A 13791-nucleotide genomic window follows, 5' to 3' on the forward strand; every position below is an offset into this window, starting at 1 on the left:
GTCACGCGGGCTACTTGACCGCGACCGGGTTGACGGGTGAGCCGACGGCTCCGGTGATGGGCAGGGGGGCGGCGGTGAGCCAGAACGCGTACCTGCCGTCCACCGCGCAGTCGGCGGCGAGCGCGTCGAGGTCCCACATCTCCCCGATGAGCAGGCCCATGTTGGGGATGGCGACCTGGTGCAGGGGCTGGAAGGCGGCGTCGAACTCGTTCGGCCGGACCTCGAAGCCCCAGGTGTCGGTGGCGATCGCGGCGATCTCGGTGCGGTGCAGCCAGCCGGCCGTCGTGAACGACAGGCCGGGCGAGTCGCCGCCCGCGTAGTCGCCCCAGCCCTCGCGCCGGGCCCGGGCCAGCCGTCCGGTCCGCACGACGACGATGTCCCCGCGGCCGACCGCCACGCCGTGCGCGTCGGCGGTCGCGGTGAGGTGCTCCTCGGTGATGGCGAAGCCGTCGGGCAGCTCTCCCCCGCCTTCTCCGACGACTCGGCCGACATCGAGGAGGACCCCGCGTCCCGCGACGTGAGGCGCCATGTGCTCGATGCCGGTGACGAGGTCACCGTCCGAGGTGACGACCCGCTCGGCCGGCCGGCCGTTCCACGCCTTGCCGTGGTCGAAGATGTGGCCGAGCCCGTCCCACTGGGTGGAGCACTGCAGGGGCATCGCGATCACGTCGTCGGCGCCGCCGATGCCGTGCGGGAAGCCCTGGATGCCGAGGGCCGCGTCGGTACCGGTGTCGAGCATGGTGTGCACCGGGTTGGTGCGCCGCCGCCAGCCCTTCTGGGGGCCGTTCATGTCGAAGGACTGCGCGAGCGAGAAGCTGACTCCCCGGCGGACCAGTGCGGCGCCTTCGCGGCGCTTCGCCTCGTCGAGGAAGTTCAGGGTGCCCAGCACATCGTGTTCGCCCCAACGACCCCAGTTGGAATAGGACTTGGCCGCTTCGGCGATCGCGCCCTCGGGGTCGTGCCGGTCCGGGCTCACGACGCCGCCTGCGCGATACAGCGGGTGCGCTGGGCGCCGAGCCCGGTGATCGAGCCGTCCATGACGTCGCCGTCGCGCAGCAGCCGTCCCCAGTGCATGCCGTTGCCGGCCGGCGAGCCCGTCAACACCAGGTCACCGGGCAGGAGTCGGGAGGTCTGCGAGGCGTACGAGACGAGCCGGGCGACACCGAAGAGCATGTCCTTGGTGGACTCGTCCTGCATGGTCTCGCCGTTCAGCTTCAGGGTGACTCGCAGATCGCCCGGGTCGGCGATCGACGCGGCCGGCACGATCCAGGGGCCGAGCGGGGTGAAACCGGGCGCGTTCTTGCTGCGCAGCCAGTCCGTGCCGATGGCCTTCATGTCCCGGCGGAAGACGGTGGCACGGTCGGTGAGGTCGTTGGCGATCGTGTACCCGGCGACGTGCGCCAGGGCCTCCGACACGGACACCCGGTAGGCCGGCCTGCCGACGACGACCGCCAACTCGAGCTCCCAGTCCGGCTGTTCGGCCCAGGTCGGCAGGACGACATCGTCGTAGGGTCCCGTGATCGCGCTCGGCAGGCCGATGAACACGTACGGCAGGTCCTCCGCCGCCCGTCGGTCCATGACCTCGGCGATCTCCGCCCGGGCCGCTTCCGGTGTGCGCGGGTCGTCGGGCGCGCGGTGGGCGAGCTCCAGATCGATCACGTGCTGCCGGTAGTTGGCGCCTGACTGGAAGACCTGGCGGGGTTCGACCGGGGCGTGCACCCGCAGTCCGTCGAGCGGCTGCCAGGCGTCCGCGGTGTCGGCGTCGGCGTCGGCGTCGGTCTGGCTGCCGGCACTGACACCGGTGCCGACACCGGTGCCTTTCGCCGCGAGGGCGCCCAGGCGCGGGAGCACCTCGTCCCAGCGCTCGAGGAGCCGCCGTATCGTCAGGGCGGGGTCGCGGAGGGCGGTGCGCAGGTCCAGCACCCGCCCTTCGGGGACCACGAGGCCGGGGAAAGGTGCCTGGTCGGGGGCGGCGAGGGTGCCGAGGGCGAAGGGTCCGGAGAAGGACGCGGAAGGGGCTGCGGGTTTCACTGACATGTCCTCCTGATTGCGATGCGACTAATCTGGCCCCACCTCCCGTAATCTGGGAAATCGATTCTTTGGATATCGATCATCCATGGCATGAATACTGCCGCCTGGGGCGGCCTCGGTGTGGAGGCGCTGTGTACCTGTCCGGCCTCGATCTCAACCTCGTCCTGTCCCTGCGGGCCCTGCTGGAGGAACGCAACGTCACCCGGGCCGGACAGCGCATCGGGCTCAGCCAGCCCGCGATGAGCGCGGCCCTGGCCCGCCTGCGCCGCCACTTCGACGACGAGCTGCTCTCCCGCGTCGGCGGCCAGTACGAGCTCACGGCACTCGGGCGCGCGCTGCTCGACCGCACCGCCACCGCCTGCGACCTGCTGGAAAGGGTGTTCAGCAGCAGGGCCGAGTTCGTGCCCGGCAGCGAGGAGCACGAGTTCACCCTGCTCTCCTCCGACTACGCCGTCGCCGTGTTCGGCGCCGAGCTCGCCCGGACCGTGCACGCCGAGGCTCCGGGGGTACGGCTGCGCTTCCAGCGGCCTCCGACCGACGTCACGGAGGAGCCGGCGACCCTGCTCAGCACCGCCGACGGGCTGCTGATGCCCCACGGCGTCATCAGCGGCTTCCCCACCGTCGAGTTGTTCACCGACGGCTGGGCCTTTCTCGTCGCCGAGAGCAACGACGAGGTCGGCGACCGGCTGACCATGGACGACCTGGCACGGCTGCCCTGGGTCACCTACCAGCGCACCTACGACGCCCCCGCCGCCCGCCAGCTGAGCATGCTCGGCATCGAACCGCGCGTGGAGGTCTCCGTCGACAGCTTCCAGGTGCTGCCGTTCCTGGTGGCCGGGACCCGCCGGATCGCCCTGGTGCAGCAGCGCCTGGCCGAGCAGCTGCGCGGGGTGGCCGCCGTACGCGTCATGGCGGCGCCGTACGAGGTGGTCCCGCTGCAGGAAGCCCTGTGGTGGCACCCGGTCCACACCCACGACGCGGCCCACATGTGGCTGCGCGACACCGCGGCGCGCGTGGGAGCGGAGCTGAGCGCGCTCGCATCCGGCCCCCGGGGCGCATCTGCCGCATCCGCCGCTCCGCCCGCATCCGCCGCTCCGCCCGCGTCCGCCGCTTCTCGCGCATCCAGGGCATGAATGATCCACATCTTCGATCTCGATCGGCCGGGGGCTAGGCAGGTCCTGCGCGGTACCCCATAGTCGTCTCAACCCGGCGCCGGAGCCGCCCCGCTCACCGCCGCCGGGGCGGCGCGGGCCCGGCAAGCCGGACCTTCGCGACGTCACGGCGACCACCGGTGCCCCGCACTCCGGCCCGCCGGGCGCTCCGGTGCTGTCCCGAGTTCCGGATCCGCCATGTTTTCCGGACCGCCATGTTCTCCGGACCGCCGTGTGGCCCGGATCCGCTCCGAGTTCCCGATCCGCCGTGTGGTCCGGGTCCGCGATGCGGTCCGGATCCGCCATGTGGTCCGGGCGGCCTCACCGAGACGGCCGCGCCCCCGTCCCCCTCCCGATACGCCAGGTGGAGTTCCCGCATGCCCGCACCCGTGCCCCCGCTGCCTTCCCCGCCGCTCGCCGCCGCCGAGGACGCACCCTCCGAGCAGCCCGTGTCCGGAGCCGGCCACCGGCTTCGCATCACGCTGCTGATGGCCGGCAGCTGTCTGCCCATCCTGGGCGCCGTGCTCATCGCTCCCGTCCTGCCGCGGATGCGGGACCACTTCGCCGGCACTCCCGGCGTCGAGGCCCTGGTCCCCATGGCCCTGACGATCCCGGCCCTTTCCCTGGCACTGCTGGCGCCCTTCGCCGGCATCGCCGTCGACCGGCTCGGCCGTAAACGCCTCCTCGTGATCGCCACCGTGCTCTACGCCGTCGTCGGCACCGCGCCCCTGTGGCTGGACTCCCTCGGCGCCATCGTCGCCAGCCGCGCCCTCGTCGGTGTCGTCGAAGCCGCCATCATGACCTGCTGCACCACTCTGATCGGCGACTACTACTCCGGCCGGCAGCGCGACCGCTACCTGGCGATGCAGACGATGTGCGCCTCGATCTCCGCGACGGCCTTCTTCGTCCTGGGCGGCGCGGCGGGATCCGCCGGCTGGCGCACACCGTTCTGGGCCTACGCGGTCAGCCTGCTCCTCGCCCCCGCGATGGCCGCCTTCCTGCCCCGCCCCCGGCCGACCGGCCACAGCACGGCCCCCTCCCCCGTCGCGCCCGCCGACCCGGCCGCCACCCCGTCCCCCGTCGCGCCCCCGGAGCCGGCCGGGCGTCCCTTCCCCTGGCGGCCGCTGGCCGGGACCTGCGCGCTCACCGTCTTCGGCGCCGTCCTCTTCTACACGGTCCAGGTGGAGATGGCGTTCCTCCTCGACGACATGGGCGTGACCGACCCCGGCACGATCGGTCTCGCCATCGCCGCCTCCAGCCTCGCGACCGTGATCGGCGCGGTCGTCTTCACCCGGCTCGGCCGCACCCCGGACGCCTGGCTGCCCGCCGTCTTCGCCCTGTGCGCGCTCGGCTTCGCCGTGATCTGGCTCGCCCCCGGTCCCGTCGTCCTGACCGTCGGCGCCATGATCAACTGCTTCGGCGGCGGCATCATGCTGCCGAGCCTGCTCACCCTCGCCCTGTCCAAGCTCGACTACGCCGACCGCGGCCGCGGCACCGGACTGTGGACGGGTTCCTTCTTCATCGGCCAGTTCGTCTGCCCGCTCGTGGTCCTCGCGCTGACCTCGGCCGTCGGCAGCCTGGCAGGAGCGCTGGGCGTACTCGCCCTCGCCGGATCCGTCGCGGCGGTCGGTCTCGGCCTCGCCGGCCGCCGGCGGGTGGCCCTCACCGCGAGCTGACGCCCTTCTCCCGCGCCCGGCCGGCGCGGCGAGGTCGCCGAGGGCTCAGGAGTCTGCCGGGGCCAGCCAGGCACCGATGCCCGCGAGGGCACCGCTCCCGTAGTCGGACTCGACGTCACCGGCCAGGTCGGCGATGGTGACGGCCCCCAGGGACGCGCGCCACGCCGACTCGGCCGAGGCCATGGCACGGGAGATCGCGCACGGCGCGGTGCAGGCCTCGGGCGGACTCGCCATCGGGCCGCGTTGGCGGATCTCCGTGCAGACGAAGGCCGGGCCGGGCCCGTCGATCGCCTCGACGACGTCGAGCACGGTGATCAGGGCGGGCGACCGGGTCAGGACGTAGCCGCCCGACTTTCCCTGCACCGCCTGCACGAGCCCGGCCCGCGACAGGGCTTGGAGCTGCTTGGCGAGATAGGTGGGCGGGACATCGTGCAGCTGCGCGAGCCGTGCCGCCGGCACCGGCGCCTCCACCGAGGTCAGCACGACGCAGCAGTGCAGCGCCCACTCCACGCCACCGGACATCTTCACGCCCTCACCCTACCTGCGCCCGATTGACACGGACACAAGATGTCCGAGTATTATCTCGGATAGAAAGTGTCCGAGTTTAAGCACGGCGTGGCAGTGCCGTTGCGGCGGTGGTTGCATGAGCCGCATACGGCGCACAAGTCGCGTAGCGGGCACAGCCATCGAGGGAAGGACAGATCATGAAGTTCGCAGTCATCGGCGGCACCGGGCTGATCGGGTCGAAGGTCGTGGAGAACCTCAACGGGGCCGGACACGAGGCCGTCCCGCACTCACCGTCCACGGGCGTGGACATCATCACCGGCCAGGGCCTCGAGGCGGCGCTCGCGGGCGCGGACACGGTGGTCAACCTGTCGAACTCCCCGACCTTCGACGAGGCCTCGCTCGCCTTCTTCCGCACCTCGATGGACAACCTCCTCGCCGCGAGCGAGAAGGCCGGAGTACGGCACTTCGTCATCCTCTCCATCGTCGGCGTGGACCGGGTTCCCGATCTGGACTACTACCGGGCGAAGGTCCTTCAGGAGGACATCCTCAAGGCCGGGTCCGTCCCCTACTCCATCGTCCGCGCCACGCAGTTCATGGAGTTCATGGACGCGGTCCTGTCCTGGACCGCCGACGGTGACACCGTCCGCCTGCCCGCCACGCCGATCCAGCCGATCGCCGCCGCGGACGTGGCCCGCCTCGTCGCCGAGACGGCCGCGGGAGAACCGCTGAACGGTGTCCTCGACATCGCGGGCCCCGACCGCTACCCCCTCGACGAACTCGGCCGGCTCACCCTCGCCGCCAAGAGCGACGCGCGGACCGTCGTCACCGACGACAGCGCCGGCATGTTCGCCGCGGTCGACGGTGACGTCCTCACCGCCCCGAGCGGCGCCCGCATCGCCCCCACGCACTACACCGACTGGCTCTCCTGACCGCCGACGCGCCGATGGCCCACGGCAGGTCAGCGCTCCTCGGGCCGCGCGCCCGCGGGAGCCGGCGGGGACCCGGTTCACTCCCGGATCCCACCGGCTCCCCCACGCGTCGCGGGACGCCGTCAGCCCTTGGCCACCAGGTCCTCGAGCGCGATGTTGAGCTCCAGGACGTTCACCCGCGGCTCGCCGAGGAAGCCGAGGGTGCGGCCTTCGGTGTGCTCGTCGACCAGCCGCTGGACCCGGGCGACGGACAGGCCGTTCCGCTCGGCGATCCGATGGACCTGGATGTCCGCGTACTGCGGGGAGATGTCCGGGTCCAGGCCCGATCCCGAGGACGTGACGGCGTCGGCCGGAACCTCGGAGGGGCGGACCTCGTAGCCGGCTGTCGAGTTGTCCTTGACGACCGCCGCCTTGGCGGCGGTGACCCAGTCGATCAGATCCCTGTTGTCAGCGGACCGGTTGGTGGCCCCGGACAGGATCAGCTGGTACCGGGTGTTGACGCTGTTGGTGCCGAGGCCGTTCTGCGGGCGGCCCTGGAACCACTTCAGGTCGGGCTCCGGGGTCTCCTGGCCCTCCCTGAGCGGCAGGTCGTACGACTGCCCGATGAGCGAGGAGCCGACGACCCTGCCGTCCGCCTCGATCTCGGAGCCGTTGGCCTTGCCGCCGAACAGCCCCTGGGCGATGCCGGTGACGACCAGCGGGTAGAGGACACCGGTCACCAGGGTCAGCACGAGCAGGGCGCGCAGGCCCGCCCCGAGCAACCGGGCGGTGTGGGTGAGGGAGTTGTTCATGGCGTTCAGCCGATCCCGGGGATGAGGGAGATGAGCAGGTCGATGAGCTTGATGCCGACGAAGGGCGCGACCAGGCCGCCGAGGCCGTAGACCGTCAGGTTGCGGCGGAGCATCCTGTCGGCGCTCACCGGCCGGTACCGCACGCCCCTCAGGGACAGCGGGACCAGGGCGATGATGATCAGCGCGTTGAAGATGACGGCGGCCAGGATCGCCGAGTCCGGGGAGGTCAGGCCCATGATGTTGAGCCTGTCCAGGCCCGGGTAGACCGCCGCGAACAGCGCCGGGATGATCGCGAAGTACTTCGCGACGTCGTTGGCGATGGAGAACGTCGTCAACGCACCCCGGGTGATGAGGAGTTGCTTGCCGATCTCGACGATCTCGATGAGCTTGGTCGGGTCGGAGTCGAGGTCGACCATATTGCCGGCCTCCTTCGCGGCCGACGTTCCCGTGTTCATCGCCACCCCGACGTCGGCCTGGGCCAACGCGGGCGCGTCGTTGGTGCCGTCGCCGGTCATCGCGACGAGCTTGCCGCCCGCCTGCTCCCGCTTGATGAGCGCCATCTTGTCCTCGGGGGTGGCCTCCGCGAGGAAGTCGTCGACTCCGGCCTCCTCGGCGATCGCCTTCGCCGTGAGCGGGTTGTCGCCCGTGATCATGACGGTCCTGATGCCCATCCGGCGCAGTTCGTCGAACCGCTCACGCATGCCGTCCTTGACGACGTCCTTCAGGTGAATCACGCCCAGCACGCGCGCGCCCTCGGCGTCCTCGACCGCGACCAGCAGCGGGGTACCGCCCTCCTCGGAAATCCGGTCGGTCAACCCGGCCGCGTCCTGGGCCACTTCACCACCCTGTTCGCGCACCCAGGCGACGACCGAACCGGCCGCGCCCTTGCGGATCCTGCGCCCGTCGACGTCCACGCCCGACATCCGGCTCCGGGCGGTGAAGGCGATCCACTCGGCGCCCTCGAGTTCTCCCTGCCGGCGCTCGCGCAGCGCGTACCTCTCCTTCGCCAGGACGACGACGGAGCGGCCCTCCGGCGTCTCGTCGGCCAGGGACGACAGCTGGGCGGCGTCGGCGAGTTCGGCCTCGGTGGTGCCGCGCACGGGCACGAACCCGGCGGCCCGGCGGTTGCCCAGGGTGATGGTGCCGGTCTTGTCGAGCAGCAGCGTCGAGACGTCTCCCGCGGCCTCGACGGCACGCCCCGACATGGCCAGCACGTTGCGCTGCACCAGCCGGTCCATGCCCGCGATGCCGATCGCGGACAGGAGCGCGCCGATCGTGGTCGGTATGAGGCAGACCAGCAGCGCCACCAGCACGACCATCGTCAGGTGCGTGCCCGCGTAGTCCGCGAACGGCGGCAGCGTCGCCACCGCCAGCAGGAAGGCGATCGTGAGCGAGGCGAGCAGGATGTTCAGCGCGATCTCGTTCGGCGTCTTCTGCCGTGCCGCGCCCTCGACCAGGCTGATCATCCGGTCGATGAAGGTCTCGCCCGGCTTCGTCGTGATCCTGACGACGATCCGGTCCGAGAGGACCTTCGTGCCACCGGTGACAGCGCTGCGGTCACCGCCGGACTCACGGATGACGGGCGCCGACTCACCGGTGATCGCCGACTCGTCGACGCTCGCGACGCCCTCGACGACGTCACCGTCACCCGGAACGACGTCACCGGCCTCGCACACGACGAGGTCTCCGATCCTCAGCCCGGTTCCCGGGACCGGCTCTTCGGAGTCCCCGGTGAGCCGTCGGGCCACCGTGTCGGTCTTGGCCCTGCGCAGGGTGTCGGCCTGAGCCTTGCCGCGGCCCTCGGCGACCGCCTCGGCCAGGTTGGCGAAGACGACGGTCAGCCAGAGCCAGGCGCTGATGGTCCAGCCGAACCAGTCGCCCGGGTCCTTGAAGGAGAAGACGGTGGTCAGCAGGGAGCCGATCCACACCACGAACATCACGGGCGACTTGACCATCACCCGCGGGTCGAGCTTGCGGAACGCGTCCGGCAGCGACCTGACGAGCTGGGCGGGGTCGAACAGACCCGCGCCGACACGGCCCTGGACCTGGGGACCGGTCGGCACAGCCTGGTGCTGCGCCCGGGTCGGGACGGCTGTGGACATCGGGTCCTCTTGCTTCGTTACGTCGGTCGTCATGACGCCAGCCCTTCGGCGAGCGGTCCCAGCGCGAGCGCCGGGAAGTAGGTCAGGCCGGTGATGATCAGGATCGCGCCCACCAACAGGCCCGTGAACAGAGGCTTTTCGGTACGCAGCGTGCCCGCCGTCACCGGAATCGGCTTCTGTTCGGCGAGCGAGCCGGCCATGGCCAGCACGAACACCATCGGCAGGAAGCGGCCGAGGAGCATCGCCACGCCGAGGCTGGTGTTGAACCACTGCGTGTCCGCGTTCAGACCGGCGAAGGCCGAGCCGTTGTTGTTGGACGCGGAGGTGTAGGCGTAGAGGATCTCGGAGAAGCCGTGCGCGCCGGAGTTGGTCATGGAGTTGCCCGGCGTGGGCAGGGCCATCGCCGCGGCGGTGAGGACGAGCACCAGGGCGGGGGTGACGAGGATGTAGCAGGCCGCGAACTTGATCTCGCGGGTGCCGATCTTCCTGCCCAGGTATTCGGGGGTCCGGCCGACCATCAGTCCGGCGACGAACACCGCGATGACCGCCATGATCAGCATGCCGTACAGGCCGGAACCGGTACCGCCGGGCGCGATCTCGCCCAGCATCATGCCGAGCATGGTGATGCCGCCGCCCAGCCCGGTGAAGGAGGAGTGGAAGGAGTCCACCGCGCCGGTCGAGGTGAGCGTGGTCGCCACCGCGAAGATCGAGGACGAGCCGACGCCGAAGCGGACCTCCTTGCCCTCGTAGGCCCCGGCGGCAAGCTCCGGCGCGGGGCCGTGGTGGGCGAACTCGGTCCACATCATCAGAGCCGTGAAGCCGATCCAGATGGTGGCCATGGTCGCGAGGATCGCGTAACCCTGCCTGACGGAGCCGACCATGACGCCGAAGGTGCGGGTCAGCGCGAGCGGTATCACCAGCAGCAGGAAGATCTCGAAGAGGTTCGTGAACGGGGTCGGGTTCTCGAACGGGTGGGCGGAGTTGGCGTTGAAGTAGCCGCCGCCGTTGGTGCCCAGCTCCTTGATCGCCTCCTGCGAGGCGACGGCACCGCCGTTCCACTGCTGCGAACCGCCCATGAACTGGCCGACCTCGTGGATGCCGGAGAAGTTCTGGAGGGCGCCGCAGGCGACCAGGACGACCGCGGCGACGAGGGCGAGCGGCAGCAGGATGCGGACGGTCCCGCGCACCAGGTCCGCCCAGAAGTTGCCGAGCTCACCGGTTCGGGAGCGGGCGAAGCCGCGCACCAGCGCCACCGCGACGGCGATACCGACGGCCGCCGAGACGAAGTTCTGCACGGCCAGACCGGCGGTCTGCACGACGTGGCCCATGGCCTGCTCGCCGTAGTAGGACTGCCAGTTGGTGTTCGTGACGAAGGACGCGGCGGTGTTGAACGCCTGGTCCGGGTCGATCGCCCGGAAGCCGAGCGAGCCGGGCAGATGTCCCTGGAGCCGCTGGAGCAGGTAGAGGAAGAGGACGCCGACGGCGGAGAAGGCGAGAACGCCGCGCAGGTAGGCGGGCCAGCGCATCTCGGTGTCGGGATCGGCGCCGATGGCCTTGTAGATCCACTTCTCGACGCGCCAGTGCCGACCGGAGGAGTAGACCCGGGCCATGTAGGAGCCGAGGGGGATGTAGGCGAGCGCCAGCGCCGCCAGGAGAGCCAGCAGCTGGAGTACGCCGGCGAGTACGGGACCCATGGCCGCTCAGAACCTCTCCGGGAAGATCAGGGCGAGGACCAGATAGCCCAGCAGGGCGACGGCCACGACGAGGCCGACGATGTTCTCGGCGGTCACAGCTTGGTCACCCCCTTGGCGACGAGGGCCACCAGCGCGAAGACCGCGATCGTGGTGACGACGAAGGCCAGATCGGCCATCGCGAACTCCTTGGAGAGGTTCGGAAGAGGTACGGACAGGTCGAGCGAACACCGTCCGTGGCCGGAAACGACCGTCGTTGACACATCCCTTACGGGGTCGCCCACGCCTTTGACGCGGCCCTTACGGCCGGCCGTCGGCAGTGGGGTCCGCGCAGGGCGCGGAGCGGGTCACGGGAGCTCCTGCTCGGCCCAGATGATCTTTCCGTCGGCCGTGTACCTGGCGCCCCACCGGTGGGCGAGCTGCGCCACCAGGAACAGGCCGCGGCCCCCCTCGTCCATGATCCGGGCATGCCTCAGCCGCGGGGCCGTGCTGCTGGCGTCGGAGACCTCGCAGGTCAGGCGCGCGTCCAGGATCAGCCGCAGCCGGATGGGCGGGGTGGCGTAGCGCACGGCGTTGGTGACCAGCTCGCTCACGATGAGTTCGGAGGTCATGGCCAGATCGCCCAGCCCCCAGGCCTCCACCTGCCGGGTGGCATCGCCCCGGACGTGGGCGACGGCTGCCGGGTCCACCGGCACCTCCCAGGAGACGACGTGGTCGGCGCCGAGGGCGTGCGTGCGCGCCAGGAGCAGGGCGATGTCGTCGGGCTGGGGCACGGGCACGAGCTGTCGCACCGCCGAGGTGCACAGGGTCGCCAGATCGGCGTCGGACCCGGCCAGCACTTCGCCGAGCCGGGACATGCCCTCTTCGATGTCCCGGTCGGGCCCCTCCACGAGGCCGTCGGTGTAGAGACCGATCAGGCTGTTCTCGGCCAGCTCGATCTCGGTGGCCTCGAACGCCATCCCGCCGAGCCCCAGCGGAGGGCCGGCCGGGGGCTCCGGGAAGGAGACCCGCCCGTCGGGGGTGACGACGACGGGCGGCGGGTGTCCGGCCCGGGCCATGCTGCACCGTCGGGTGACCGGGTCGTAGACGGCGTACAGGCAGGTCGCCCCCAGAAAGGCGGTGGCGCCCTGCTGGGCGCCCGTGTCGTCGGTCCGCTCCGCGCTCAGCCGTAGCACGAGGTCGTCGAGGTGGGCCAGGAGTTCGTCGGGGGGCATCTCCATGTCGGCGAGGGTCTGTACCGCGGTGCGCAGCCGGCCCATGGTCGCCGCGGCGGCTATGCCGTGCCCCACCACGTCGCCGACGACGAGTCCCACCCGGGCCCCGGACAGGGGGATCACGTCGAACCAGTCGCCGCCCACCCCGTCGGTGGGGTCCGCCGGCAGATAGGAGGAGGCAAGCTCCAGCGCCGTGCCGCCCGCCAGCGCGTGGGGCAGCAGACTGCGCTGAAGGGTGACCGCCGCCGTGTGTTCCCGGGTGTACCGGCGGGCGTTGTCGACGCAGAGCGCCGCCCGCGCCACCAACTCCCGGGCCAGCAGGACGTCGTCGGCCCGGAACGGCACGGGGTTGAGGGACCGGACGAAGGTGGCGAGGCCCAGGGCGGTGTTCCGCGCCCGCATCGGCACGGAGATGAGGGAGTGCAGGCCGAACTCGCGGATGCTCACCGCCCGTTCCGGCTGTTCGGTGGTCCACAGTTCGTCGGAGGGATCGAGCACGGGGATGAACACCGGCTCTCCGTCGATGAGCAGGTTGGCGTCGTGCGGCGGCGGCAGGAAGTCCACCTGGTCCCCGATCCGTGCCACGGCCTCCGGGCAGCCCTCGCGCACCGAGCACATGCCGGCGCGCCGCATCACCGGCCGCGCGGGCGCCGGTCCCGCGTCGGTCAGCCACGCCCCGTGTCCCTCGGTGCTGAGCACCGGCTCCAGGAGGTCGACGATGACGAAGTCCGCGAATCCGGGTACGGCGAAGTCGGCGAGCTCCTGGGCCGTGCGCATCACGTCCAGGGTCGTGCCGACGCGCGTCCCGGCCTCGTTGACCAGCGACAGCAGCCGACGGGCGTGCCAGCGCTCGGTGACGTCCTGGACCATGTAGCAGACCCCGGTGACGGAGTCGTCGTCACCCACCAGCGGGAAGAACGACGTGGAGTAGGCGCGCCGGCGGTGCGGGTCGGCCCAGCTCCACCCGAGGTACTCGTAGTCGGTGACCGGAACCCCGGTCTCCAGCACCTTGCTCATCAGTCCCTCGATGGCGACCGCCTCGAGCCCGGGCAGCAGCTCGCTCAACCGCCGCCCCAGGCGCTGTTCGCGGGGCACACCGCCGAACCGTTCCAGCGTGTCGTTCAGCCACACATAGCGCAGCTCCAGGTCCATCACCGCCATCCCGACCGGGGAACGGGTCAGGAACCCGTCGAGGACGGACTGGCCCAGCGTCCACTGTTCGCTCCGCCTGCGCGCGGAGAGCAGGAAGCACTCGTCGTCTCCGATCCGGAAGGAGGCGGAGACCCGCAGGTCGACGTCGACGGGGCGGCCGTCGCGGTGGCGTACGGGGATGACACCGCTCCACCCCATCCCGGCCCGGCACCGCGCCGCCACGGCGGCCGCCCGTGCCGGATCCCGGTCCATCGCCATCAGTTCCGCGGCCGAGCGGCCGACGACCTGCGACGCCGGGCGGTCGAGCAGTGCTTCCGCACCACGCGTCCAGCCGACCACGACGCCTTGCGCGGACACGATCGCCGCCGCGTCGGTGGACGCGTCGAGGAGATCGCGTGGTCCCGCGGGCGTCGGGGCGTCGAAAGCGTCTCGCGCAGAATCCATGGGTTTCCGTCCTTTACACGACCATGGTCCTGCTTGTCCGCCCGATGCGCACGGCGCCGCCGGCTCCGCCTTCGGGGCTCCCGGTTTTCGGACACGCCGAAGC

Annotated in this window: 12 protein-coding genes; 3 read left to right on the forward strand and 9 right to left on the reverse strand. The window is 71.3% G+C overall.

All coding sequences use genetic code 11. The annotated features are described in order from the left end of the window. Positions 1-10: 10 nt before the first annotated feature. Together ASD48_RS33065 and ASD48_RS33070 are read right to left on the reverse strand one after the other, a co-directional pair. Positions 11-976, reverse strand: a complete 966-nt coding sequence (locus ASD48_RS33065) for a cyclase family protein (RefSeq protein WP_057605481.1) — start codon at positions 974-976, stop codon at positions 11-13. After that, the gene (locus ASD48_RS33070) at positions 973-2037 is read right to left on the reverse strand and encodes a fumarylacetoacetate hydrolase family protein (protein ID WP_057605482.1); all 1065 of its coding nucleotides are present in this window, start codon (positions 2035-2037) and stop codon (positions 973-975) included. The genes ASD48_RS33065 and ASD48_RS33070 overlap by 4 nt, the downstream gene beginning before the upstream one ends. 125 nt (positions 2038-2162) lie before the next feature. On the opposite strand from ASD48_RS33070, the gene ASD48_RS33075 reads away from it, so the two are divergent. Continuing rightward, complete coding sequence (locus ASD48_RS33075; RefSeq protein ID WP_057605483.1) at positions 2163-3164, forward strand: LysR family transcriptional regulator; 1002 nt, start codon at positions 2163-2165, stop codon at positions 3162-3164. A gap of 395 nt (positions 3165-3559) precedes the next feature. Then, positions 3560-4858 (forward strand): MFS transporter, encoded by a 1299-nt coding sequence (locus tag ASD48_RS33080; RefSeq protein WP_057605484.1) that lies wholly within the window; start codon positions 3560-3562, stop codon positions 4856-4858. Between the two features lie 45 nt (positions 4859-4903). On the opposite strand, the gene ASD48_RS33085 is transcribed toward ASD48_RS33080, so the two are convergent. Further along, a complete protein-coding gene (locus ASD48_RS33085) occupies positions 4904-5380 on the reverse strand; it encodes an Rrf2 family transcriptional regulator (RefSeq protein ID WP_057605607.1) in 477 nt (158 codons plus the stop codon). A gap of 182 nt (positions 5381-5562) precedes the next feature. Between ASD48_RS33085 and ASD48_RS33090 the strand changes: the two genes are divergently transcribed. After that, entirely contained in the window at positions 5563-6294 is a 732-nt protein-coding gene (locus ASD48_RS33090) for an NAD(P)H-binding protein (protein ID WP_057605485.1), read from the forward strand. Positions 6295-6416: 122 nt separating this feature from the next. On the opposite strand, the gene ASD48_RS33095 is transcribed toward ASD48_RS33090, so the two are convergent. From ASD48_RS33095 to ASD48_RS33115, 6 genes are all read right to left on the reverse strand, one after another. Continuing rightward, a complete protein-coding gene (locus tag ASD48_RS33095) occupies positions 6417-7085 on the reverse strand; it encodes a potassium-transporting ATPase subunit C (protein ID WP_057605486.1) in 669 nt (222 codons plus the stop codon). A gap of 5 nt (positions 7086-7090) precedes the next feature. Next, complete coding sequence (kdpB, locus tag ASD48_RS33100; protein WP_199876078.1) at positions 7091-9220, reverse strand: potassium-transporting ATPase subunit KdpB; 2130 nt, start codon at positions 9218-9220, stop codon at positions 7091-7093. Continuing rightward, positions 9217-10881 (reverse strand): potassium-transporting ATPase subunit KdpA, encoded by a 1665-nt coding sequence (kdpA, locus tag ASD48_RS33105; protein WP_057605488.1) that lies wholly within the window; start codon positions 10879-10881, stop codon positions 9217-9219. Before kdpA ends, kdpB begins: the two co-directional genes overlap by 4 nt. Positions 10882-10887: 6 nt before the next feature. Continuing rightward, the gene (kdpF, locus tag ASD48_RS33110; protein WP_016434100.1) at positions 10888-10977 is read right to left on the reverse strand and encodes a K(+)-transporting ATPase subunit F; all 90 of its coding nucleotides are present in this window, start codon (positions 10975-10977) and stop codon (positions 10888-10890) included. After that, complete coding sequence (locus ASD48_RS44535; RefSeq protein WP_157880755.1) at positions 10974-11141, reverse strand: hypothetical protein; 168 nt, start codon at positions 11139-11141, stop codon at positions 10974-10976. Before ASD48_RS44535 ends, kdpF begins: the two co-directional genes overlap by 4 nt. 84 nt (positions 11142-11225) lie before the next feature. Beyond that, positions 11226-13688, reverse strand: coding sequence for a SpoIIE family protein phosphatase (locus tag ASD48_RS33115; RefSeq protein WP_057605489.1), 2463 nt, complete (start codon positions 13686-13688; stop codon positions 11226-11228). Positions 13689-13791: the final 103 nt, after the last annotated feature.

Source organism: Streptomyces sp. Root1310 (genome assembly GCF_001426425.1).
Classification (GTDB): domain Bacteria; phylum Actinomycetota; class Actinomycetes; order Streptomycetales; family Streptomycetaceae; genus Streptomyces.

Excerpts from the sequence above, each read along its gene's own strand:
- ASD48_RS33115 (WP_057605489.1), bottom strand. The coding sequence starts at position 13,688 with ATGGATTCTGCGCGAGACGCTTTCGACGCCCCGACGCCCGCGGGACCA.
- ASD48_RS33070 (WP_057605482.1), bottom strand. The coding sequence starts at position 2,037 with ATGTCAGTGAAACCCGCAGCCCCTTCCGCGTCCTTCTCCGGACCCTTC.
- kdpA (WP_057605488.1), bottom strand. The coding sequence starts at position 10,881 with ATGGGTCCCGTACTCGCCGGCGTACTCCAGCTGCTGGCTCTCCTGGCG.
- ASD48_RS33080 (WP_057605484.1), top strand. The coding sequence starts at position 3,560 with ATGCCCGCACCCGTGCCCCCGCTGCCTTCCCCGCCGCTCGCCGCCGCC.
- kdpB (WP_199876078.1), bottom strand. The coding sequence starts at position 9,220 with ATGACGACCGACGTAACGAAGCAAGAGGACCCGATGTCCACAGCCGTC.
- ASD48_RS33085 (WP_057605607.1), bottom strand. The coding sequence starts at position 5,380 with ATGTCCGGTGGCGTGGAGTGGGCGCTGCACTGCTGCGTCGTGCTGACC.
- ASD48_RS33090 (WP_057605485.1), top strand. The coding sequence starts at position 5,563 with ATGAAGTTCGCAGTCATCGGCGGCACCGGGCTGATCGGGTCGAAGGTC.
- ASD48_RS33095 (WP_057605486.1), bottom strand. The coding sequence starts at position 7,085 with ATGAACAACTCCCTCACCCACACCGCCCGGTTGCTCGGGGCGGGCCTG.